The following is a 22,005-nucleotide window of genomic DNA, read 5'->3' as shown; positions in this document are numbered from 1 at the left end:
CCCGCCGGCTTGTGCCCGTGGCCGGATGACAGCGCCTTCGCGGAGCGGCCCGCCCCCGGCCGGTGCCCGCTGCCGCCGCCCGTCGTGCGGGTGTGCCGGACCGTCCGGCGCACCGCGCGTGGTGCCCGGCCGCGGGGCGGCCGCACGCCGGTCGTCCGGTGCGCGGCGTCCCGCCCACGAGAGGCGAAGTCGGTCACCCGAGGTGAGGATGAGGGGTGACCGGCCCCGGATCGGGGGCAGGCGAGCGATGACCGCGTAAGCCCGAGAAGGGACGCACACCGTGGTACCACCCAGGATTCTCGTCGTCGGCGCCGGCTTTGCCGGGATCGAGTGCGTGCGCCGGCTGGAACGCAGTCTCGCCCCCGGCGAGGCGGACATCGCGCTGGTCACCCCGTTCTCGTACCAGCTCTACCTGCCGCTCCTCCCCCAGGTCGCCTCCGGCGTGCTCACGCCGCAGTCGGTCGCCGTCTCGCTGCGGCGCAGCCGGCGGCACCGCACCCGGATCGTTCCGGGCGGCGCGATCGGTGTGGACGCGAAGGCGAAGGTGTGCGTCGTCCGGAAGATCACCGACGAGGTGGTGAACGAGCCGTACGACTACCTCGTGCTGGCGGCGGGCAGCGTGACCCGGACCTTCGACATCCCCGGGCTGGTCGACAACGCCCGCGGTATGAAGACGCTGGCCGAGGCCGCGTACATCCGGGACCACGTGATCTCCCAGCTGGATCTGGCCGATGCCAGCCAGGACGAGGCGGAGCGGGCGTCCCGGCTGCAGTTCGTCGTGGTGGGCGGCGGGTATGCCGGGACGGAGACCGCCGCGTGTCTCCAGCGGCTGACCACCAACGCCGTCCGGCAGTACCCCCGGCTGGACCCGAAGCTGATCAAGTGGCATCTGATCGACATCGCGCCCAAGCTGATGCCGGAGCTCGGGGACAGGCTGGGGGCGGTCGCCCTGGACATCCTGAAGCGGCGGGGCATCGAGGTGTCGTTGGGGGTCTCGGTGGCGAAGGCGTCTCCGGAGGAGGTGACCTTCACCGACGGGCGGGTGCTGCCGTGCCGCACGCTGATCTGGACCGCTGGGGTCGCGGCCAGTCCGCTCGTCGCGACGCTCGACTCGGAGACGGTGCGCGGCAGGCTGGCGGTGACGCCGGAGATGTCGCTGCCGGGGAGGGACCGGGTCTTCGCGCTGGGCGACGCCGCGGCGATCCCGGACCTGTCCAAGACGGACGGGGCGATCTGCCCGCCCACCGCGCAGCACGCCATCCGGCAGGGCCGTGCGCTGGCGGACAACCTGATCGCGTCGCTGCGCAACCAGCCGCTGCGGCCGTACGTCCACAAGGACCTCGGTCTGGTGGTGGACCTGGGCGGCCGGGACGCCGTGTCCAAGCCGCTGGGTGTCGAGTTGCGGGGGCTGCCGGCCCAGGCGGTGGCCCGTGGCTACCACTGGTCGGCGCTGCGGACCAACGTCGCCAAGACGCGGGTGCTCACCAACTGGATGCTGAACGCGATCGCCGGGGACGACTTCGTCCGCACCGGTTTCCAGGCGCGCAAGCCGGCGACCCTGCGTGACTTCGAGTACACGGACGCGTATCTGTCGCCGGACGAGATCCGCGCGTACACCGCCGGGGCCGCGTCCGGTGGCTGACCGCTCGGCCGGTCCGTGCACGGCGGGTCCCGCTCCTTACCGGGCGGGACCCGCCGTCATGTGTGGCGGGAGAGCACCGTTTCGACGGTGTCCGCCTCCTGCGGTGTCTTGTCCTCGCGGTAGCGCAGGACCCGGGCGAAGCGGAGGGTGACCCCCGCCGGGTAGCGGGGGGAGCGCTGGAGGCCGTCGTAGGCGATCTCGACGACGAGTTCGGGGCGTACGGTCACGACGTGCCCGTCGTCGGCGACGGCCAGTTCCCGGAGCCGTTCGGTCTGCCGGGTGAGCATGGCGTCGGTGAGCCCTTTGAAGGTCTTGCCCAGCATCGCGAAGCCACCGTCCTCGCGTCGTGCGCCGAGGTGCAGGTTGGAGAGCTTGCCGGTGCGCTGGCCGTGGCCCCGTTCGGCGGCGAGCACCACGAGGTCCAGGGTGTGGACGGGTTTGACCTTCAGCCAGGACGCCCCGCGCCGCCCGGCGCTGTACGGGGCGGACGCCCTCTTGACCACGACTCCTTCGTGGCCGCGGGCGAGGGTGTCCGTGAAGAAGTCCTCGGCGGCCTGCCGCGCGGCCGGGTCGCCGGGGTCCGCGACGACGACGCGCCGCACCCTCTGGGGTGCGGGGACCAGGGCTGCCAGGGCCGCGTGCCGTTCGGCGAGAGGGAGGCCGAGGAGTTCGCGTCCGTCGAGCGAGAGCACGTCGAAGAAGACCGGGACGACGGGTACGGCCGCGGCGAGGGCGGCGACGTCGCGCCGGGATCCCACGCGTGCGGCCGTCTCCTGGAACGGCCGGGGCCGTCCGCCGGCGTCTAGGGCGATCAGCTCACCGTCGAGGATGAACCTTTCGCCGGGGAGACGTGCGGCGGCTTCGGCCGGTTCGGGGAGCCGGTCGGTGATGTCGTCGAGGGTCCGGGTGTACAGCCGTACGTCGGGGCCGTCCCGGTGGACCTGTACGCGGATGCCGTCGAGTTTCTCCTCCACCGCGCACGGTCCCAGCTTGTCGATGGCCTCGGCGACCGTGGAGGCGGTGTGGGCGAGCATCGGCTGGACCGGCCTGCCGACGGTGAGCCGGAAGGCGTCGAGGGCTCCGGGGCCGTCGGCGAGCAGCGTACGGGCGACGGCCTGGAGCGAGCCGGCGAGCATGACGGCCCGGCGGACGCCGGCGGGCGGGGCCCCGGTGGCACCGGCGAGGGCGTCGGCGGCTACGGCGTCCAGGGCGCCCTGGCGCAGCTCGCCGGTGAGCAGCCCGCGCAGGAAGTGCTGTTCCCCGGGGGTGGCCGCGCTCAGCAGCCGCTGGAGGCACTCCTTGCGCGCCGTCCGCGAGCCGGGGCCCGCCAGCGCGCCGATCGCCGTCAGTTCGGCGTCCGTCCCGGCCACCGTCAGCCGGGGCGCGGACGCGGGCGGGACCGGGTCGGCCAGGGCGCTTTGCCCGATGCCGATCCGGCCCTGCGGGAGGCGTCCCGCCAGGTACGGGATGACGATCGGTACGTCGTCCGGTCCGGCCTCCCGGAACAGGCCGGCGAGCAGCTCGACCTTGCGGGTGCGGGCGGAGGTCCCGGCGACCTCCAGGGACACATGGGCGAGTCGGGCGAGCAGCATGCGGTCATGGTGCTACGGGCGGTTCCGGGCCGCCTCCCGGGACTGCCGGAAGGCCCGGCGGTGTGCCGGTGCTCCGCAAGCGGCCGGCCGGCGCCCCGGGAGCGAAGGCGATCAGGGCGGTCAGGGCGGTCAGGGCGGTCAGATGATGTTGAGGGCCGCGGCGGCGCCCACTCCCCCGAGCACCATGAACGCGGGCATCAGCACCTTGATCTCGACCCAGCTGCCGGCCCGGAAGCGCATGAACTTCGGCGGCCCGAGCGGGTACCAGCGCTTGCGGCCTATCGGGAGCGGCCACAGGATCGGGCAGCCCGAGACGGTGAGCGCGTCGCCGATGTCGTGGACGAGCGCGCCGAGCACGATGGGCAGGCCGAGCCACAGGTATTCCTGTCCCGGTCCGGTGAACAGCCAGTCGGATCCGTGTCCGGGCTGGTCCAGGACGCCTGCCAGGATCCAGGCGCTGGTCGCGCCGAGCAGCCACACCAGGACGTCGCTGGACATCCGTGCCGCCCGCCAGAGCAGCCCTTCCACGGCGAGCACCAGATGGACGAAGAGGATGGCGAGGACCGCCCACCGGCCGCCGAGGATCGCCGCGAGGGAGCAGCCCCCGCCGATGAGGACCGCCCAGAGCCAGGTGTGGGTGAGCGTACGGTGCCCCCCGCTCCTGCGCGGGTCGCCGCGTCCCTTCGTCGCCTTGTAGACGGCGTAGGAGAGCTTGTCGACGACTTCGCAGAGGGTCTTGGAGACAGGCCCGAAGGCGCGCGAGATGGTGGCGGACTTGTGGTCCAGGTCCGGGGCGAGAGCGGCGCCCGCGCAGATCAGCGCCCCGACGACCAGGACGGGCCAGGGCATGGCGTGTCCCGCCGCCGCGGCCGCGGCGCCGACCCCCAGCCAGGCCGCCGCCCCTGACAGCGAGTGTGCCGGTCCCATCATCGCTTCTGCCCGCCCCATCGTGTTCCGGCCGCGTCCGCGGCGGGGCCGCCTCCGTCCGTGCGGGGCGGCCGCGTTGAAGGGGGAAGCGTATCGTCCGTGATCTTCGCCCGGTCGTCCGGTTCCCTGATCCGGGCGCGGGACAGGCAAGATGGGGGGCGTGACCCTTATCGATCAGCTGCCGCCGACCGCCGACCCGGACGCCCTCTTCGAGTCCTTCTCCTCATGGACCGAATCGCAGGGCATCACCCTCTACCCGGCTCAGGAGGAGGCGCTGATCGAGGTGGTCTCCGGAGCCAACGTCATCCTCTCCACGCCCACCGGGTCGGGGAAGAGCTTGGTGGCGGCCGGCGCCCATTTCACGGCCCTGGCCCAGGACAAGGTCACTTTCTACACCGCGCCGATCAAGGCGCTGGTCTCGGAGAAGTTCTTCGACCTGTGCAAGCTGTTCGGCACGGAGAACGTCGGGATGCTGACCGGTGACGCCTCGGTCAACGCCGACGCCCCGGTGATCTGCTGCACCGCCGAGGTGCTGGCGTCGATCGCGCTGCGCGACGGCAGGTACGCCGACATCGGCCAGGTCGTGATGGACGAGTTCCACTTCTACGCGGAGCCGGACCGCGGCTGGGCGTGGCAGATCCCGTTGCTGGAGCTTCCGCAGGCGCAGTTCGTGCTGATGTCGGCGACGCTCGGCGACGTGTCGATGTTCGAGAAGGATCTGACCCGGCGTACCGGGCGGCCGACGTCGGTGGTGCGTTCCGCGACCCGGCCTGTGCCGCTGAGCTACGAGTACCGGCTGACCCCGATCACCGAGACGCTGACCGAGCTGCTGGACACCCGGCAGTCCCCGGTGTACATCGTTCACTTCACGCAGGCGGCGGCCGTGGAGCGGGCGCAGTCGCTGATGAGCATCAACATGTGCACCAAGGAGGAGAAGGAGAAGATCGCCGATCTGATCGGCAGTTTCCGCTTCACCACCAAGTTCGGCCAGAACCTTTCGCGTTATGTGCGCCACGGTATCGGCGTGCATCACGCGGGCATGCTGCCCAAGTACCGCCGCCTCGTCGAGAAGCTGGCCCAGGCGGGTCTGCTGAAGGTGATCTGCGGTACGGACACACTGGGCGTGGGCGTCAACGTCCCCATCCGCACGGTGCTGTTCACCGCGCTCACCAAGTACGACGGCACCCGGGTGCGTACGCTGCGCGCCCGCGAGTTCCACCAGATCGCGGGCCGGGCGGGCCGCGCGGGCTTCGACACGGCGGGCTTCGTGGTGGCGCAGGCGCCCGAGCACGTCATCGAGAACGAGAAGGCCGTCAAGAAGGCCGGTGACGATCCCAAGAAGAAGCGCAAGGTGGTCCGTAAGAAGGCCCCTGAGGGGTTCGTCGCCTGGTCGGAGACGACCTTCGACAAGCTGATCCAGTCCGATCCGGAGCCGCTGACCTCGCGTTTCCGGGTCACCCACACGATGCTGCTCTCGGTGATCGCCCGTCCCGGCAACGCCTTCGAGGCGATGCGGCGGCTGCTGGAGGACAACCACGAGCCGCGCAGGGCGCAGCTGCGGCACATCCGCCGGGCCATCGCGATCTACCGTTCGCTGCTGGACGGCGGGGTGGTGGAGCGGCTGGAGACCCCTGACGCGGAGGGCCGGATCGTGCGGCTCACGGTCGACCTCCAGCAGGACTTCGCGCTGAACCAGCCGCTGTCCACCTTTGCGCTGGCGGCCTTCGACCTGCTGGACGCCGAGTCGCCCTCGTACGCGCTGGACATGGTCTCCGTCGTGGAGTCGACGCTCGACGACCCGCGTCAGATCCTCGCGGCCCAGCAGAACAAGGCGCGCGGTGAGGCCGTCGGGCAGATGAAGGCGGACGGGGTCGAGTACGAGGAGCGGATGGAGCGGCTCCAGGAGGTCACCTACCCCAAACCGCTGAGCGAGCTGCTGTGGCACGCCTACGACGTGTACCGCACGAGCCACCCGTGGGTCGGGGACCACCCGGTCTCGCCGAAGTCGGTGATCCGGGACATGTACGAACGTGCCATGACGTTCACGGAGTTCACCTCGTTCTACGAGCTGGCCCGCACCGAGGGGATCGTGCTGCGCTATCTGGCGAGTGCGTACAAGGCCCTGGAGCACACCGTCCCGGACGACCTGAAGTCGGAGGATCTGCAGGACCTGATCTCCTGGCTGGGCGAGATGGTGCGCCAGGTGGACTCCAGCCTGCTGGACGAGTGGGAGCAGCTGGCCAACCCGGAGGTGGAGACCGCCGAGCAGGCGCAGGAGCGGGCCGACGAGGTCAAGCCGGTCACGGCGAACGCCCGCGCCTTCCGGGTGCTGGTGCGTAACGCGATGTTCCGCCGGGTGGAGCTGGCCGCCCTGGACCGGGTCCGGGAGCTGGGCGAACTGGACGGGGACGCGGGCTGGGACGAGGACGCGTGGGGCGAGGCGATGGACGCGTACTGGGACGAACACGACGACCTGGGCACGGGCCCGGACGCGCGCGGGCCCAAGCTGCTGAAGATCGACGAGGATCCCGCGCACGGTCTGTGGCGGGTCTGGCAGGCCTTCGCCGACCCGGCCGGCGACCACGACTGGGGAATCCGTGCGGAGGTCGATCTGGCGGCCTCCGACGAGGAGGGCCGGGCCGTCGTCCGGGTCACGTCCGTGGGCCGGCTGTGACGGCACCGGACCGGAGAGTGGAGAACAACCGCATGACGAACCCCGCCGAGCGCTTGGTCGACCTGCTCGACCTGGAACGGATCGAGGTCAACATCTTCCGGGGCCGCAGCCCCCACGAGTCCCTGCAACGCGTCTTCGGCGGGCAGGTGGCGGGCCAGGCCCTGGTCGCCGCCGGCCGTACGACCGACGGGGACCGCCCGGTGCACTCGCTGCACGCCTATTTCCTGCGGCCGGGGCGTCCCGGTGTGCCGATCGTGTACGAGGTGGAGCGGGTGCGCGACGGCCGGTCGTTCACCACGCGCCGGGTGACGGCGGTCCAGCAGGGCAGGACGATCTTCAACCTGACGGCCTCCTTCCACCGGCCGGAGGAGGCCGGCTTCGAGCACCAGCTGCCGCCCGCCCGTGAGGTGCCCGACCCGGAATCGCTGCCGACGGTCGCCGACGAGGTGCGGGAGCACCTGGGCGGCCTGCCGGAGGCACTGGAACGGATGGCCCGCCGTCAGCCCTTCGACATCCGCTACGCCGACCGGCTACGCTGGACACGGGAGCAGATCGAGGGTGCCGAACCTCGCAGCGCGGTGTGGATGCGGGCGGTCGGTCCGCTGGGCGACGATCCGCTGGTGCACACCTGCGCGCTGACCTACGCGAGCGACATGACGCTGCTGGACGCGGTCCGCATCCCGGTGGAGCCGCTGTGGGGGCCGCGCGGCTTCGACATGGCGTCGCTGGACCACGCGATGTGGTTCCACCGGCCGTTCCGGGCGGACGAGTGGTTCCTGTACGACCAGGAGTCGCCGATCGCCACCGGTGGACGGGGACTGGCACGGGGCCGTATCTACGACCGTCAGGGGCAGCTGCTGGTGTCCGTGGTGCAGGAGGGACTGTTCCGCCGCCTCGATGGCGCGTGATCGCAACCTCGGTGGCGTGTGATCGCGGCCTCTGTGGCACGTGATCGCAACGTCGTCTCAGGTGCCGGGCAGCGGCTCCTGGTCGACCTCGTGACGGCGGGTGGGGATGTCCGCCCCCGCCGGATGCAGTTTGGCGTCGCAGGCCGGGCCCAGCCCGGTCCGGCGTGACTGCGCGCCGGTGAGCGGGCGCCCGCACAGGGCGCACCGCACGGGCCGGCGCGGGGCGGGCCTCAGGGTGTCGGGGGCCGTGTCGGGCAGCAGGCCTGGGAGCGGCTCCGGGTGTTCCATCCGGGCATCCTCGCATCCGCGCGGCTCGGTCCGGGAGCCGCGTGTGTCCGGGGGCGCACGTGTCCGGGGGCCACGCGCCCGGGTGCCGGATCGTGGGATCCGCCCCGCCCTCCCGTGCGTACATCCCGGACATGACGGCACATCGTGGTATCACCGTGTGAGCCCTGCGGGACGTGCGTCTCCGCCGGGCCCGAAGGCGAGGAGACCATGACCGTGCCGGCCGGACCCGCAGGAGTACCGGGCGCGGGGGCCCGTGACCCGCTCGCGGTTCTGCGCAGCCGGGAGTACGCCGTGCTGCTGGTCACGGTGGCCGCCCTGGGGGTGCCCGTCTCGGCCGCGGCGTTCGGCTTCCTGGCGCTCGTGCACGAGTCGCAGTCGCTGGTGTACGACGACCTCCCCCGGGCCGTGGGCCTGGACGGCACACCCGCGTGGTGGCCGGTCCCCCTGCTCGCCGCGGCCGGTCTGCTGACGGGGCTGGCCATCCGTCACCTCCCCGGCTCGGGAGGCCACCGGCCCGCCGAGGGCATGGCCGCCTCCGGCCCGGTGCCCGGCGCCCGAGAGCTCCCGGGGATCGCCCTCGCCGCCCTGGCGTCGCTGGGGCTGGGCGCGGTACTCGGCCCGGAGGCGCCGCTGATCGCCCTCGGCGGCGGGCTGGCCGTGTACGTGGTGCGCCTCCTGCGGCCCGGTGTCGAACCGGGCGCCCGCACCCTGGTGGGGGCGGCCGGGAGCTTTGCCGCGGTGAGCGCCCTGCTGGGGTCGCCGCTCCTCGGAGCCTTCCTGCTGATGGAGGCGTCCGGGGTCGCCGGGATGACGCTCGCGCTGGTGCTCGTGCCCGGACTGCTCGCCTCCGGAGTCGGCTCCCTCATCTTCATCGGCCTGGGCTCGTGGACCGGGCTGGGCACCTTCTCCCTGACGCTGCCCGACGTGCCGCACGCCGGGCAGCCCACCGTGGCCGGGTTCGGGTGGGCCGTCGTGCTGGGGGTCGCCGCGGCCTGCGCCGGCACGGGCATCAGACGGCTGTCGCTGCTGCTGCAGGAGCGGGTGGAGCGGGCGACGGTGGCCGCCTCCGTGGTGGCGGGCCTGGCCGTCGGGGTGCTCGCCCTGCTGTACGCGCAGAGCACGGGCCGGGAGGCGTCCGAGGTCCTCTTCTCGGGCCAGACCGCCCTCGGCCCGCTGATCGCCGCGGCCGGCGGCTACTCGGCGGGCACCCTCGTGGTCCTCGTCCTCTGCAAGTCGCTGGCGTACTGCGTCTCGCTGGGCGCCCTGCGGGGCGGGCCGGTCTTCCCGGCGATGTTCGTGGGCGCGGCGGGCGGGCTGGCGCTCGCGCATCTGCCCGGCCTGGACCCGACGGCCGGGTTCGCGATGGGGATCGGCTCCATGTCGGCGGCCATGCTGCGGCTCCCGATGACCTCGGTCCTGCTGGCGACACTGCTGCTGGGCGGTGAGGGGGTCACCGTCATGCCGCTCGTGATCGTCGCGGTGGTGGTCTCCTACGTGCTCACGCTCCGGCTGGAGCGGCCGGCCGCGGCGAAACCTCCGGTGCCGGAGGAGGGGCGGGGCCCCGCGGGCGCGGGCGGGCCTGGATGATGGTCCCGCCGTGTACGTGAGAGGCAGGACCACCGCATGACCGAGATCGTCACCGTGACCGGACCCGAACTGGTCACCTACGCCGATGAACTGGCCGCCCTGCTGGTCGAGACCGTGGAGGAAGGGGCCTCCGTGGGATTTCTCGCACCGCTCGCCCGGGACGACGCCGCCGAGTGGTGGCGCAGGCGCGCCGCCTCCGTGGAGACCGGCGGCCACCAGGTGTGGATCGCCCGGGAGGACGGCCGGCCGGCCGGCACGATCGGGCTGGCCCGGGAGAGCCTGCCCAACGCCCGCCATCGCGCGGAGGTCACCAAGCTGATGGTCCGCCCGTCGGCCCGCGGCCGGGGCGTGGGCAGGGCGCTGCTCGGCGCCGTCGAGCGCTCGGCTCCGGGCCAGGGGCTGTCCTTGCTGGTGCTGGACACCGAGACGGGATCTCCCGCCGAGGCGCTGTACAGGTCGGCGGGCTGGACGGAGTGCGGGTCCGTACCGTCGTACGCCATGGATCCGGGGGGTGTCCTGAAGGCGACCACCTTCTACTACAAGATGATCGGACCCCTTGCCGACCGGGCGTCACAATGAACGGTGACGTCACGCGAACGAGGAGTACAGCCATGACTCTGCACGACATCGAACTGCGCACGCTGGCCGGTGAACCGACCACCCTGGGGGCCTTCGAGGGCTCGGCGGTCCTGCTGGTCAACGTGGCGTCGCAATGCGGACTCACCCCCCAGTACGCCGGTCTGGAAAGGCTCCAGAAGGAGTACGGCAGCCGTGGATTCACCGTGATCGGGGTCCCCTGCAACCAGTTCGCCGGGCAGGAGCCGGGCACCGCCGACGAGATCGAGACATTCTGCTCGACGACCTACGGGGTGAGCTTCCCGCTGCTGGAGAAGACCGAGGTCAACGGCGAGGGCCGGCACCCGCTGTACGCGGAGCTGACGAAGCTGGCGGACGCCGAGGGCGCGGCGGGCGACGTCCAGTGGAACTTCGAGAAGTTCCTGATCTCCCCGGCCGGTGAGCCGGTCGCCCGCATCCGCCCGGGAACCGAGCCGGAGGCCCCCGAGGTGGTCTCCCTGATCGAGGCGAACCTGCCGCAGCGGTAGGGCTGCGGTGCGGGGGCCGCGACACGCGGCCCCCGGACCCGGCCTCAGCGGATCTGCATACCGGACAGGGTGCGGGCGATCACCAGGCGCTGGATCTCGCTCGTCCCCTCGAAGATGGTGTAGATCGCGGCGTCCCGGTGCATCCGCTCGACCGGGTACTCGCGGGTGAAGCCGTTGCCTCCGAGGATCTGTACCGCCTGGGCGGTGACGGCCTTCGCGGTCTCGCTGGCGAAGAGTTTGGACATGGACCCCTCGGCGGAGGTGAACTGCTTGCCGGTGGTGGCCATCCAGGAGGCGCGCCACACCAGCAGCCGGGCCGCGTCGATCCGGGTCCGCATGTCGGCGAGCTGGAAGGCGATGCCCTGGTTGTCGATGATCGGACGGCCGAACTGGCTGCGGGTCTTCGCGTAGTCCAGCGCCACCTCGTACGCCGCGCGGGCGGTGCCGACCGCCATGGCGCCGACGGCCGGGCGGGACGCCTCGAAGGTGGCCATCGCGGCGTTCTTGACGCGTTCGCCGCCGGCCCTGGCGCGCTCCCGGGCCCGGGCGAGGCGTTCGTCCAGCTTGTCCTTGCCGCCCAGCAGGCAGTGGCCGGGGACGCGGACGTCCTCCAGGACGACCTCGGCGGTGTGCGAGGCGCGGATCCCGTGCTTCTTGAACTTCTGGCCCTGGGAGAGGCCCGGGGTGGCCGGCGGGACGATGAAGGAGGCGTGGCCCTTGGAGCCGAGCTCGGGGTCGACGACGGCGACGACCACGTGGACGTTGGCGATGCCGCCGTTGGTCGCCCAGGTCTTCGTGCCGTTGAGGACCCACTCGTCCTTGGCCTCGTCGTAGACCGCGCGGGTGCGCATGGACGCCACGTCCGAGCCCGCGTCGGGCTCGGAGGAGCAGAAGGCGGCGACCTTCACGTCGTCCGGGTCGCCGTACATCTGCGGGATCCAGGTGCCGATCTGCTCCTCGGTGCCGTTGGCGAGGACGCCGACGGCCGCCAGGCCGGTACCGACGATGGACAGGGCGATACCGGCGTCGCCCCAGAACAGTTCCTCCATGGCCATGGGTATGCCGAGACCCGTAGGGTCGAAGAACTGCTGGGCGTAGAAGTCGAGGGAGTAGATCCCGACCTTGGCGGCCTCCTGGATGACGGGCCAGGGCGTTTCCTCACGCTCGTCCCATTCGGCAGCGGCCGGGCGGATCACGTCCGCGGCGAATCCGTGCAGCCAGTCACGGACCTGCTTCTGGTCCTCGTTGAGATCGAGCGTGAACTCGGCCATGTTTCCCTCCATGCCCTTCGGGACGGCACCGTGTGTTACCTGCGGTAACAACAGTCTGTTACCAGCAAGTAGCCTCTGTCAACCGGTCAGCTGCGGATCCGCGCCGCCCACCACAGGGTGTTACGTTTCCCGGACGTCAGGAGATCGCAGTGCAGCCGGCCGGGGCGGGGAGACAGGGCATGGACACCGAGACCACACGAGGTGCCGAGAGGCAGCGGACGGCGGCCGAGCAGCGGCGCCGGGAACTGCTGGAGGCCGCGGACCGGGTGGTGCTCAGGGACGGACCGCAGGCGTCGATGAACGCGATCGCGGCCGAGGCCGGGATCACCAAACCGATCCTCTACCGGCACTTCGGTGACAAGGGCGGCCTGTACCGCGCGCTCGCCAAGCGCCACACCGACGCGCTGCTGAGCGCGCTGCGGGCCGCGCTGGACGCGCCGGCCCGGCGGCGCGAGCGCGTCGAGGCGACGCTGGACACCTACCTGGCGGCGATCGAGGCCCGGCCCCAGGTCTACCGCTTCCTGATGCACCCGTCCGACGACGCGGCGGCCTCCTCCGAGCAGGGCTTCGACGTCGGCCGCCATTCGGCACCGCTGCTGCGCAGGCTGGGCGAGGAACTCGGCAAGGTGATCGCCGAACGTGTCGACCTGGGCCCGGAGGGCGACCGGACGGCCCGCATCTGGGGCCACGGCATCGTCGGCATGATGCACGCGGCCGGCGACTGGTGGCTGGGCGACCGCCCGTGCTCGCGCGAGCAGTTGGTCCGCAGCCTGGCGGACCTGCTCTGGGGCCGGCTGGCCGAGGCGGGCGACCTGCCGGACGGCCCGGCCTTCTGAGACCGCACGGCCCGGGGCCCGCCGGGCCCCTCCCCGGCTGCCTCCCGAGGGGCCCGTCGCCCCCGCGTCAGCCCTCTCGGGCCCAGGGCGCACGCCGGGCCGCGCGCATCACCCGCCGGTGACGCAGTCCGGTCAGCCGGTCCGGGTAGACCATGCCCTCCAGGTGGTCGCACTCGTGCTGGAGGCAGCGGGCGAACCAGCCGGTGCCGGTGACCCGCAGCGGCTCGCCCGCCGCCGTCACACCCTCGACCACCGCGTGGTCGAAGCGCGGGGTGCCCGCTTCGAGGCCCGGCAGCGACAGGCACCCCTCGGGACCGCGTACGGTGATGCCGTCCGCCTCCACCAGCACCGGATTGACGATGTGGCCGAGATGCCTGCGTTCCTCGTCGTCCGGACAGTCGTAGACGAAGACCCGGAGCGGGACGCCGATCTGGTTGGCGGCGAGCCCGACGCCGTTCGCCGCGTACATCGTGGCGAACATGTCCTCGACAAGTCCGGCGAGGGACGGGCCGAAATCGGTGACCTCGTCGCACGGGCCGTGCAGCACCGGGTCCCTGAACAGACTCAGCGGACGGACCAGCCCGGAACTGCCGGGGATCGGGCGTTTTCGCATGGGGAGCAGCGTACGTTCCATGTGACCTCCGCGTTCGCCGTGGTGCCGTGGTGCGGTCGCGGTGCTGGACATCGATAGGCTGGGACGCGGACTCACGCAAGGAGGATCTAGGACGATGGCAGGCAACACGGAGCCGTTGTCGCCGCGGGCCAAGCTCGCCGTGACGGCGGGCAAGGCCGCGGCGGCGGTGTCGCGCGCTGCGGGGCGCGGCAGCGGATCGGTGATCGGCGGCCGGGTGGCGCTCAAGCTCGACCCCGACCTGCTGGGGCGGCTGGCACAGCACCTGGACGTGGTCCTGGTGTCCGCGACGAACGGCAAGACGACCACCACACGGCTGATCGCGGAGGCCCTGGGGGCCGCGGGGCCCGTCGTGTCGAACGCGCTGGGCGCCAACATGCCGGCGGGGATCACCTCCGCCCTGGCGGGCGGCTCGGACGCGCAGTACGGCGTGATCGAGGTCGACGAGAAGTACCTGGCCGGTGTGGCGCGTGACACCACGCCGAAGGTGATCGCCCTGCTGAACCTCTCCCGCGACCAGCTGGACCGCGCCGCGGAGACCCGGATGCTGGCCGAGACGTGGCGCGAGGGCCTGTCCGGCTCGAAGGCCGTGATCGTGGCCAACGCCGACGACCCGCTGGTCGTCTGGGCCGCGTCCTCCTCGCCCAATGTGGTGTGGGTCGCCGCGGGGCAGGCGTGGAAGGACGACGCCTGGTCCTGCCCGTCCTGCGGCGGTGTGATGCAGCGCCCCGGTGACGACTGGTTCTGCGGTCAGTGCGGTTTCCGCCGCCCCGCGCCGAGCTGGGCGCTCAACGGTGACTACGTCCTGGACCCGCACGGTTCCGCGTGGCCGATCCACCTCCAGCTGCCGGGCCGCGCCAACAAGGCGAACGCCACCAGCTCGGCGGCCGTCGCCGCGGTCTTCGGGGTGCCGCCGCAGGTCGCCCTGGAGCGGATGTACCAGGTGCAGGCCGTGGCCGGCCGCTACGACGTGATCACCTATCTGAACCGCGAGCTACGGCTCCTGCTGGCGAAGAACCCCGCCGGCTGGCTGGAGACGTTCTCCCTGATCGACCCGCCGCCCACCCCGGTGATCCTGTCCGTCAACGCCCGGGGCGCCGACGGCACGGACACCTCCTGGCTGTGGGATGTGGACTACCCCCAGCTCCAGGGCCACCCGATCTTCGTGCTCGGTGACCGCAAGCTGGACCTGGCGGTCCGCCTGGAGGTCGCCGGACTGGACTTCCGTGTCTGCGAGACGCTGGACGAGGCCGTCCAGATGGCTCCGCCGGGCCGCATCGAGGTCATCGCCAATTACACCGCCTTCCAGGATCTGCGCCGCCGTGTCGGCAACTGACCCCCGCGCCGGCTACATGAGAGGACGAAGCATGAGCAACAACGGCCTGCGGCTGGTGTGGGTCTACCCCGACCTCCTCAGCACCTACGGCGACCAGGGCAACGCGCTCGTGGTGGAGCGCCGGGCCCGTCAGCGCGGCCTGGACGTGCACCGCGTCGACGTACGCAGCGACCAGGCCATCCCGACCTCGGGTGACATCTACCTGATCGGGGGCGGTGAGGACCGGCCCCAGCGGCTGGCCGCGGAGCGGCTGCGCCGGGACGGCGGGCTGCACCGGGCCGCGTCCAACGGGGCGATCATCTTCTCGGTCTGCGCGGGCTACCAGATCCTCGGCCACGAGTTCGTCAACGACCTCGGTGAACGCGAGCCCGGTCTCGGGCTGCTCGACGTCGTCTCCACCCGCGGCGAGGGCGCCCGGTGCGTCGGTGACGTGCTCGGGGACATCGACCCGGCGCTCGGGCTGCCGCCGCTGACCGGGTTCGAGAACCACCAGGGCGTCACCCACCTCGGCCCGGCGGCCAAGCCCTTCGCCCGGACCCGGATCGGCCGGGGCAACGGCACCGGGGACGGTACCGAGGGCGCGTACAGCGACACGGTGTTCGGCACCTACATGCACGGTCCGGTGCTGGCGCGCAACCCGCTGATCGCCGACCACCTGCTGAAGCTGGCCCTCGACGTGAACGCGCTGCCGCCCTGCGACGACCGCTGGTACGAGGCGCTGCGGGCCGAGCGGATCGCGTCGGCGACCCAGCCCGCCTGACGCGGGCGGTCCTTTCCGCCCGGTACGTCCACCGGCCGTCGCACTCTCCCGGGGCTCCGGACGAAAGGGGAGTCCGGAGCCCTTGCGGGCACGCCCTCCTGACGGGCTGTCCGTCCGCGCGGGGTTCCGTGGACGGCTGGTGGACGTCCAGCAGTCGGACGGCTGGTTCGGCAGGTACACCTTGCGCCGGTAGGGTGGCGGGATCCAACCGGACGACGTGGTCCGGTCGTCGGCCCACGTTGCAAAGGTTTCCCGGGCAATGCGAATTGGTGTACTCACCTCCGGCGGCGACTGCCCCGGCCTCAACGCCGTCATCCGTTCCGTCGTGCACCGCGCGGTGGTCGACCACGGCGACGAGGTCATCGGCTTCCACGACGGCTGGAAGGGCCTCCTCGAGTGCGACTACCGCAAACTGGACCTCGACGCGGTGGGCGGCATCCTCGCCCGCGGCGGCACCATCCTCGGCTCTTCCCGGGTCCAGCCGGCGCATCTGCGTGACGGGGTGGAGCGGGCGAAGGGCCATGTCGCCGACCTGGGTCTGGACGCGATCATCCCGATCGGCGGCGAGGGCACGCTGAAGGCGGCCCATCTGCTCTCCGAGGCGGGTCTGCCCATCGTGGGTGTCCCCAAGACGATCGACAACGATATCGCCTCGACCGACGTCACCTTCGGCTTCGACACGGCCGTCGGGGTCGCCACGGAGGCCCTGGACCGGCTGAAGACGACGGCGGAGTCGCACCAGCGGGTGCTGATCGTCGAGGTCATGGGCCGCCACACCGGCTGGATCGCCCTGCACTCGGGCATGGCGGCCGGCGCGCACGCGATCGTCGTACCCGAGCGGCCCTTCGACATCGACGAGCTGACCGCGCTCGTGGGACAGCGTTTCTCGGACGGCAAGAAGTTCGCGATCGTGGTCGTCGCGGAGGGCGCCAAGCCGCGTGAGGGCACGATGGAGTTCGCCCAGGGCACCACGGACGTCTACGGCCACGAGCGGTTCGCCGGTGTGGCCACACAGCTCTCCGGTGAGCTGGAGCACCGCCTGGGCAAGGAGGCCCGGCCGGTGATCCTGGGCCACGTCCAGCGCGGCGGCACCCCGACCGCGTACGACCGGGTGCTGGCCACCCGGTTCGGATGGCACGCGGTGGAGGCGGCGCACCGCGGTGAGTTCGGCATGCTGACGGCGCTGCGCGGTACGGACATCACGATGGTGCCGCTGGGCGCGGCGGTCGAGACCCTGAAGACGGTCCCGGCCGAGCGCTACGCCGAGGCCCAGTGCGTGCTCTGACCGACACGGTCCCCGCTCCCCTGCCCCCGGCCGCGTCCGCGTCCGGGGGCGGTTCTACTCTGGTCCGGACAACCGGCACGAATCGGGGACGTCCCCGGCGGGAGTGAACAGATGGACCACAGTGGACACGGCGCGACCATGGATCTGCCGCCGTTCACGCTGGGGCGTGGGCTCGAATTCTCCGCGGACCCGTTCTTCCTGACCGGCTGTGTCGCCGCGCTCGTCCTGTACGGGTACGCGGTGGCACGGCTGCGCAGGAGGGGCGACGCCTGGCCGGTCCACCGGACCGTCCTGTTCGTGGTGGGCGTGCTGAGCGTCGCCCTGGTGATGTGCACCGGCCTCAACAACTACGGCATGGTCATGTTCAGCGTGCACATGGTGCAGCACATGGTCATCAGCATGCTGTCGCCGATCCTGCTGCTGCTGGGTGCGCCGGTCACCCTGGCGCTGCGGGCGCTGCCGGTCGCCGGCCGGGGCCGCAAGGGCCCCCGCGAGCTGCTGCTGATGCTGCTGCACAGCCACTACATGCGGATCATCACGCATCCGGTCTTCACGATCCCGCTGTTCATCGCGAGCCTGTACGGGCTGTACTTCACCCCTCTGTTCGACTTCCTGATGGGCTCGACGGCGGGCCACATCGCGATGATGGTGCACTTCCTCGCGGTGGGCCTGGTGTTCTTCTGGCCGATCATGGGCGTCGACCCGGGGCCGCACCGGCCCGGTTACGTGATGCGGATGCTGGAGCTCTTCGCGGGCATGCCCTTCCACGCGTTCTTCGGTATCGCCCTGATGATGGCGAGCCAGCCGATGGTGGACGCCTACAGCAACCCTCCGGCCTCACTGGGTATCGACGCGCTGGGTGACCAGTCCGCTGCGGGCGGTATCGCCTGGGCGTTCAGCGAGATCCCGTCCGTGCTGGTGCTGATCGCGCTGGTCTTCCAGTGGTACCGCTCCGAGCAGCGGACGGCCAGGCGCTCGGACCGTGCGGCCGACCGGGACGGCGACAAGGAGCTGAACGCCTACAACGCGTACCTCGCCTCTTTGCAGGCCCGCGGACAGTAGCGGCGGGGGCCCCGTCGGGGTGACCATGGGCAGGACGGCCGTGCGGCCGGTGAGGAGCGTGCGCTCATGCCCGGATCCACGAAGACCATGGGAGTGCTCACCGTCGGGGCGCTGGTGGTGGTGACCGCGTACACGGTGGCGCTGGGGAGCAACGGCTGGCTCTGGTTCGCCTGGATCGTGCTGGGGCTGGCCACCCTGGGGATGCTGGGCGCCCGGGACACCTGAGCCGGGCGGTTTCCGGGCGGGGCGGGCACACCGCGGCCGGGGCCCGCCCCCGGCGGATCCCGGGCCCTGCGGCTCCCGGCCCGGGGGCTCGGGCCCCGGCACGGCACGCCCCGCGGGGACCGCGCCGCGGGGCGGACGTCGTCCGCGGTCCTCACCGTCCGCCCTCCGGGACCCGGCGGCCCGGGCCTCCTCCGCTGCCCTCGCGGCCGCCCCGGCACCGGGGTGGAGCGCCGTGCCGCTTCGGCGGACGCGGACGGCGGGCTACGATCGGGCGCCGAGGTGGAGGAGCGGTGGGGGCGAGAACGCTCAGGTTTCCCGATGTCCCGTCACATACGCGACCCTCAGCCCGATCCGGCAGAGCGAGGGAGCGACCGTGTTCTATCACATCCTGAAACATGTCATTCTGGGGCCTTTGCTCCGGTTGGCGTTCCGGCCCCGCATCGAGGGGCTCGAACACATTCCGGACGAGGGGGCCGCCATCGTCGCGGGGAACCATCTGTCGTTCTCCGACCACTTCCTGATGCCGGCCATGCTGAAGCGCCGCATCACGTTCCTCGCGAAGGCCGAGTACTTCACCGGGCCCGGCATCAAGGGCAAGCTGACCGCCGCCTTCTTCCACAGCATCGGGCAGATCCCGGTCGACCGGTCGGGGCGGGACGCCGGGCAGGCGGCGATCCGTGAGGGGCTGGGGGTGCTGAGGAAGGGGGAGCTGCTCGGCATCTATCCCGAGGGCACCCGCTCGCACGACGGGCGTCTGTACAAGGGCAAGGTCGGGGTCGCGGTCATGGCGGTCAAGGCGGGGGTGCCGGTGGTTCCGTGCGCCATGGTCGGCACCTTCGAGATCCAGCCTCCGGGGAAGGTCGTCCCCCGGATCAGACGGGTCACGATCCGCTTCGGGGAGCCGCTGGACTTCTCGCGCTATGCCGGCATGGAGGACCAGAAGGCGGCGATCCGCGCGGTCACCGACGAGATCATGTACGCGATCCTCGGCCTGTCCGGCCAGGAGTACGTGGACGCCTACGCGGCCGATGTGAAGGCGGCGCAGGCCGAACAGTCCAGGAAGTTCCCGCGTCCGCACAGCTGAGCGCGGAATCTGCCGGCGGCAGATCTTCCTGGTTTCCGGCCCCCGGGCGTCCTAGCGTTCAGACATGAGCAGAGGACGGGTATGTGTGCTGGGTGCCACCGGGCAGATCGGCCGGGCCGCGGTGCGGGCGCTGGCCGGGGACGGCTGGGACGTGACGGCGGCGTCGCGCGGAGGCGGCCGGGACCGGACATGGCAGGGAGACGTACGGACGGTGGCGCTGGACCGCGACGAGGACGGGGCCCTGGCCTCCGTGATCGGCGACGGCTGCGACGTCCTGGTCGACATGGTGGCGTTCGGCGGTGAGCACGCCGCGCAGCTGACCGGGCTGGCCGGGCGGGCGGGTTCGGTGGTCGTGATCTCCAGCGCCGCGGTGTACGAGGACGACCGGGGGCGGGGTTTCGACACCCAGGAGGAGCCGGACGGCGCGCCGCGCTACCCGGACCCGGTCCCGGAGTCGCAGCGCACGGTGGCGCCGGGCGGGTCGACGTACGCGACGCGGAAGGTGCTGCTGGAGCGGGAGCTGCTCGCGGCCGGTGACAGCCTCCCGGTCACGCTGCTGCGGGCGGGCGCGGTCCACGGGGAGTACTGCCGCACACCGCGTGAGCTGTACTTCGTCAAGCGGGTGCTGGACGGGCGACGGAGGCGGGTGCTGGCGTTCGGCGGGAGGAGCAGGTTCCATCCGGTCCATGTGTCCAACGTCGCCGAGCTGATCCGGCTGGCCGCACTGCATCCGGGGGCCCGGGTGCTCAACGCCGGTGATCCCGAAGCGCCGACGGTCGCAGGGATCGCAGCCCTGATCGACGGGGTGCTGGGGGTGGAGACGGAGACGGTGCTGATGGACGGCCCGCCGGAGGGCGGTGTCGGGGAGACGCCGTGGACACTCGCGCATCCTGTCGTCCTCGACATGACCGCGGCAAAACGTGAGCTGGGTTACCGGCCGGTGACCGCATACGCGGACTCCCTTCCGGCGACGGTGGAGTGGCTCGCCTCGGAGCTCCGTGACCGGGACTGGAGGGAGGGTTTCCCCAAGATGCTGCGGAACTACGGCCCGGGGCTGTTCGACTATCCCGCGGAGGACGCCTGGCTGGAGCGGTACGACGGGATACGCGTCCGCTGAGAACCCCCGGGGTGCGGGCGGGCGAAGCCCGGCCCGCCCGCACCCGAGGATCAGGCGGTGCTCACGGCTTCGGGGTGGCGTGCGGGGCGCACGTCACATCGCTCCGGTCGGTCTTCCCGGTGAGGAGGTAGGTGTCCACCCGCTCGTTGACGCAGGGGTTGACCAGCCCGGTCACCCCGTGCGACCCGGCGTCCTTCTCGGTGATGAGGCGCGAGCCCTTGAACCGCTTGTGCAGTTCTACGGCGCCCTCGTACGGGGTCGCCGCGTCCCGCGTGGACTGCACGATCAGGACCGGGGGCAGCCCCTTGCCCGTCCTGACCTCCAGGGGCGTTTGCTGCTTCGCCGACCAGGTGGCACAGGGGAGGTTCATCCAGGCGTTCGCCCAGGTCATGAAGGGGTAGGACCGGTGCAGGCGGGTGTTGTCCCTGTCCCACTTCCGCCAGCTGGTGGGCCACTTGGCGTCCGCGCACTCGACCGCGGTGTAGACGGCGTTGCTGTTCTCGGAGGAGGCGTTCCCCGCGGTGTCCGACAGGTCGGGGGCGGCGGCGTCGATCAGCGCCTGGGTGTCGCCGGCCCGGTAGGCGCTCCAGGTCCGGGCGACGGACGCCCAGGCGGAGTCGTAGTACGGCGCGCTCTGGAAGAAGCCGATGAGTTCGGCGGGCCCGACGACGCCGCCGAGGGGATTCTTCTTGGCGGCGGCGCGCAGGGTCAGCCAGGCCTGCTCGACCTTCTCCGGGGTGTCACCGATGTGGTAGGTGGAGTCGTTCTTCGCGACCCATGCCTTCCAGTCGTCCCAGCGGGTCTGGAAGGCGATGTCCTGGTTGAGGTTCGCCTGGTACCAGATGTTGTCCCTGTCCGGGTTGACGACGCTGTCGACGACCATGCGGCGCACGTGGGAGGGGAAGAGCGTGCCGTAGACCGCGCCCAGGTAGGTGCCGTAGGAGACGCCGAGGAAGTTGAGCTTCTTCTCGCCCAGCGCCGCACGGATCACGTCGAGGTCCCGGGCGGTGTTCGGGGTCGTCATGTGCGGCAGCATGTCACCGCTGCGCTCGGCACAGCCGTCGGCGTACTCGGCGGCCAGTTTGCGCTGGGCCCGCTTGTCGGCCTCGCTGTCGGGGACCGGGTCGGCCTTGGGCGCCTTGACGTACTCCTGGGGGTCGGCACAGGAGATCGGCGCGGAGTGGCCGACCCCGCGCGGGTCGAAGCCGACGAAGTCGTATGCCTTCGCGGTGTTCGCCCAGAGCGGGTTCTTGGTGACGATGCGCCGGGGGAACGCCATCCCGGAACCGCCGGGGCCCCCGGGGTTGTAGACGAGTGCCCCTTGGCGCTCCTGCTCCGTGCCGGTGCTGACGTGCCGGTCGACGGCGAGCTTGATCTTCTTGCCGTCGGGCCGTGCGTAGTCGAGCGGTACGGTCACCCAGCCGCACTGGATGGGGGCGGCGAGCCCCCAGTCGGCCGGGCACTCGTTCCAGTCGATCCCGGCCTTCGCGGCCCTGGCGGCGGCGATCTGTACCCCGCGCGCCTCCGGGCCCGCGTGGTGACCGCCGTCGGCGACGGCGGTCGGTGCGGCTATCGCCCCCGCTATCAGGGTGCCCGCGATCAGAGTGCCGGCCGAGCCGAGCATCACTGTGCGTCTCACGATGGAACCTCCCCCTGCGTGCGCGCCGCTGTGCGGCG

The 22,005-nt window shown here is 71.8% G+C and carries 20 protein-coding genes; 14 read left to right on the top strand and 6 right to left on the bottom strand.

Annotated elements, in window-relative coordinates; all coding sequences use genetic code 11:
* Nucleotides 1-280 precede the first annotated feature (280 nt).
* On the top strand, nt 281-1,642 hold the full coding sequence (locus CP967_RS30395; RefSeq protein WP_150491041.1) for an NAD(P)/FAD-dependent oxidoreductase: 1,362 nt from the start codon (nt 281-283) through the stop codon (nt 1,640-1,642).
* 56 nt (nt 1,643-1,698) lie between these two features.
* On the opposite strand, the gene CP967_RS30390 is transcribed toward CP967_RS30395, so the two are convergent.
* The gene (locus CP967_RS30390; protein ID WP_150491040.1) at nt 1,699-3,234 is read right to left on the bottom strand and encodes an ATP-dependent DNA ligase; all 1,536 of its coding nucleotides are present in this window, start codon (nt 3,232-3,234) and stop codon (nt 1,699-1,701) included.
* Nucleotides 3,235-3,372: 138 nt separating this feature from the next.
* Nucleotides 3,373-4,164, bottom strand: a complete 792-nt coding sequence (locus CP967_RS30385; protein ID WP_150491039.1) for a metal-dependent hydrolase — start codon at nt 4,162-4,164, stop codon at nt 3,373-3,375.
* 157 nt (nt 4,165-4,321) lie between these two features.
* On the opposite strand from CP967_RS30385, the gene CP967_RS30380 reads away from it, so the two are divergent.
* Both CP967_RS30380 and CP967_RS30375 read left to right on the top strand, forming a co-directional pair.
* Nucleotides 4,322-6,835: a DEAD/DEAH box helicase gene (locus CP967_RS30380; RefSeq protein ID WP_150491038.1), complete on the top strand. Its 2,514-nt coding sequence runs from the start codon at nt 4,322-4,324 to the stop codon at nt 6,833-6,835.
* 32 nt (nt 6,836-6,867) lie between these two features.
* On the top strand, nt 6,868-7,743 hold the full coding sequence (locus CP967_RS30375; protein ID WP_150491037.1) for an acyl-CoA thioesterase: 876 nt from the start codon (nt 6,868-6,870) through the stop codon (nt 7,741-7,743).
* Nucleotides 7,744-7,800: 57 nt separating this feature from the next.
* On the opposite strand, the gene CP967_RS30370 is transcribed toward CP967_RS30375, so the two are convergent.
* Nucleotides 7,801-8,031, bottom strand: a complete 231-nt coding sequence (locus CP967_RS30370) for a DUF6011 domain-containing protein (protein WP_150491036.1) — start codon at nt 8,029-8,031, stop codon at nt 7,801-7,803.
* Nucleotides 8,032-8,244: 213 nt separating this feature from the next.
* Here CP967_RS30370 and CP967_RS30365 point away from each other — a divergent pair, with 213 nt between their 5' ends.
* From CP967_RS30365 to CP967_RS30355, 3 genes are read left to right on the top strand one after another with little or no spacing between them, the layout of a single operon-like run.
* Nucleotides 8,245-9,618: a chloride channel protein gene (locus CP967_RS30365; protein ID WP_150492116.1), complete on the top strand. Its 1,374-nt coding sequence runs from the start codon at nt 8,245-8,247 to the stop codon at nt 9,616-9,618.
* 36 nt (nt 9,619-9,654) lie between these two features.
* Nucleotides 9,655-10,197: a GNAT family N-acetyltransferase gene (locus CP967_RS30360; RefSeq protein WP_150491035.1), complete on the top strand. Its 543-nt coding sequence runs from the start codon at nt 9,655-9,657 to the stop codon at nt 10,195-10,197.
* Nucleotides 10,198-10,229: 32 nt separating this feature from the next.
* Nucleotides 10,230-10,721, top strand: coding sequence for a glutathione peroxidase (locus tag CP967_RS30355; protein WP_150491034.1), 492 nt, complete (start codon nt 10,230-10,232; stop codon nt 10,719-10,721).
* Nucleotides 10,722-10,765: 44 nt separating this feature from the next.
* Here CP967_RS30355 and CP967_RS30350 read toward each other — a convergent pair whose 3' ends face one another.
* Nucleotides 10,766-11,992, bottom strand: a complete 1,227-nt coding sequence (locus tag CP967_RS30350; protein ID WP_150491033.1) for an acyl-CoA dehydrogenase family protein — start codon at nt 11,990-11,992, stop codon at nt 10,766-10,768.
* A 179-nt stretch (nt 11,993-12,171) separates the two neighbouring features.
* Here CP967_RS30350 and CP967_RS30345 point away from each other — a divergent pair, with 179 nt between their 5' ends.
* Complete coding sequence (locus CP967_RS30345; RefSeq protein WP_150491032.1) at nt 12,172-12,828, top strand: TetR/AcrR family transcriptional regulator; 657 nt, start codon at nt 12,172-12,174, stop codon at nt 12,826-12,828.
* Nucleotides 12,829-12,895: 67 nt separating this feature from the next.
* Here CP967_RS30345 and def read toward each other — a convergent pair whose 3' ends face one another.
* Nucleotides 12,896-13,441: a peptide deformylase gene (gene def / locus CP967_RS30340; RefSeq protein WP_150491031.1), complete on the bottom strand. Its 546-nt coding sequence runs from the start codon at nt 13,439-13,441 to the stop codon at nt 12,896-12,898.
* Nucleotides 13,442-13,556: 115 nt separating this feature from the next.
* Between def and CP967_RS30335 the strand changes: the two genes are divergently transcribed.
* The 7 genes from CP967_RS30335 to CP967_RS30310 all read left to right on the top strand — a co-directional run bounded on the left by CP967_RS30335 (nt 13,557) and on the right by CP967_RS30310 (nt 20,328).
* A complete protein-coding gene (locus CP967_RS30335) occupies nt 13,557-14,795 on the top strand; it encodes a MurT ligase domain-containing protein (protein ID WP_150491030.1) in 1,239 nt (412 codons plus the stop codon).
* Between the two features lie 31 nt (nt 14,796-14,826).
* Nucleotides 14,827-15,555, top strand: a complete 729-nt coding sequence (locus CP967_RS30330; protein ID WP_150491029.1) for a type 1 glutamine amidotransferase — start codon at nt 14,827-14,829, stop codon at nt 15,553-15,555.
* 259 nt (nt 15,556-15,814) lie between these two features.
* Complete coding sequence (locus CP967_RS30325; protein ID WP_150491028.1) at nt 15,815-16,840, top strand: 6-phosphofructokinase; 1,026 nt, start codon at nt 15,815-15,817, stop codon at nt 16,838-16,840.
* A 111-nt stretch (nt 16,841-16,951) separates the two neighbouring features.
* The gene (locus tag CP967_RS30320; RefSeq protein ID WP_150491027.1) at nt 16,952-17,902 is read left to right on the top strand and encodes a cytochrome c oxidase assembly protein; all 951 of its coding nucleotides are present in this window, start codon (nt 16,952-16,954) and stop codon (nt 17,900-17,902) included.
* A 66-nt stretch (nt 17,903-17,968) separates the two neighbouring features.
* Nucleotides 17,969-18,127, top strand: a complete 159-nt coding sequence (locus tag CP967_RS34175; RefSeq protein ID WP_167535460.1) for a hypothetical protein — start codon at nt 17,969-17,971, stop codon at nt 18,125-18,127.
* 373 nt (nt 18,128-18,500) lie between these two features.
* Nucleotides 18,501-19,211, top strand: coding sequence for a lysophospholipid acyltransferase family protein (locus CP967_RS30315; RefSeq protein WP_150491026.1), 711 nt, complete (start codon nt 18,501-18,503; stop codon nt 19,209-19,211).
* Nucleotides 19,212-19,296: 85 nt separating this feature from the next.
* Nucleotides 19,297-20,328 carry an NAD-dependent epimerase/dehydratase family protein gene (locus CP967_RS30310; RefSeq protein WP_150491025.1) on the top strand — a complete coding sequence of 344 codons (1,032 nt, stop codon included), beginning with the start codon at nt 19,297-19,299 and terminating at the stop codon, nt 20,326-20,328.
* 61 nt (nt 20,329-20,389) lie between these two features.
* On the opposite strand, the gene CP967_RS30305 is transcribed toward CP967_RS30310, so the two are convergent.
* The gene (locus tag CP967_RS30305) at nt 20,390-21,952 is read right to left on the bottom strand and encodes an alpha/beta hydrolase (RefSeq protein ID WP_150492115.1); all 1,563 of its coding nucleotides are present in this window, start codon (nt 21,950-21,952) and stop codon (nt 20,390-20,392) included.
* Nucleotides 21,953-22,005: the final 53 nt, after the last annotated feature.

This window comes from Streptomyces nitrosporeus (genome assembly GCF_008704555.1).
Classification (GTDB): domain Bacteria; phylum Actinomycetota; class Actinomycetes; order Streptomycetales; family Streptomycetaceae; genus Streptomyces; species Streptomyces nitrosporeus.
This window is presented reverse-complemented; position numbering and strand designations above follow the sequence as displayed.

Bases quoted from the DNA above. Each gene is read 5' to 3' on its own strand.
- CP967_RS30305 (WP_150492115.1), bottom strand. From the start codon at position 21,952: ATGCTCGGCTCGGCCGGCACTCTGATCGCGGGCACCCTGATAGCGGGG.
- CP967_RS30375 (WP_150491037.1), top strand. From the start codon at position 6,868: ATGACGAACCCCGCCGAGCGCTTGGTCGACCTGCTCGACCTGGAACGG.
- CP967_RS30350 (WP_150491033.1), bottom strand. From the start codon at position 11,992: ATGGCCGAGTTCACGCTCGATCTCAACGAGGACCAGAAGCAGGTCCGT.
- CP967_RS30390 (WP_150491040.1), bottom strand. From the start codon at position 3,234: ATGCTGCTCGCCCGACTCGCCCATGTGTCCCTGGAGGTCGCCGGGACC.
- CP967_RS30325 (WP_150491028.1), top strand. From the start codon at position 15,815: ATGCGAATTGGTGTACTCACCTCCGGCGGCGACTGCCCCGGCCTCAAC.
- def (WP_150491031.1), bottom strand. From the start codon at position 13,441: ATGCGAAAACGCCCGATCCCCGGCAGTTCCGGGCTGGTCCGTCCGCTG.
- CP967_RS30385 (WP_150491039.1), bottom strand. From the start codon at position 4,164: ATGATGGGACCGGCACACTCGCTGTCAGGGGCGGCGGCCTGGCTGGGG.
- CP967_RS30360 (WP_150491035.1), top strand. From the start codon at position 9,655: ATGACCGAGATCGTCACCGTGACCGGACCCGAACTGGTCACCTACGCC.
- CP967_RS30320 (WP_150491027.1), top strand. From the start codon at position 16,952: ATGGACCACAGTGGACACGGCGCGACCATGGATCTGCCGCCGTTCACG.
- CP967_RS30335 (WP_150491030.1), top strand. From the start codon at position 13,557: ATGGCAGGCAACACGGAGCCGTTGTCGCCGCGGGCCAAGCTCGCCGTG.
- CP967_RS30370 (WP_150491036.1), bottom strand. From the start codon at position 8,031: ATGGAACACCCGGAGCCGCTCCCAGGCCTGCTGCCCGACACGGCCCCC.
- CP967_RS34175 (WP_167535460.1), top strand. From the start codon at position 17,969: ATGCCCGGATCCACGAAGACCATGGGAGTGCTCACCGTCGGGGCGCTG.
- CP967_RS30345 (WP_150491032.1), top strand. From the start codon at position 12,172: ATGGACACCGAGACCACACGAGGTGCCGAGAGGCAGCGGACGGCGGCC.
- CP967_RS30330 (WP_150491029.1), top strand. From the start codon at position 14,827: ATGAGCAACAACGGCCTGCGGCTGGTGTGGGTCTACCCCGACCTCCTC.
- CP967_RS30355 (WP_150491034.1), top strand. From the start codon at position 10,230: ATGACTCTGCACGACATCGAACTGCGCACGCTGGCCGGTGAACCGACC.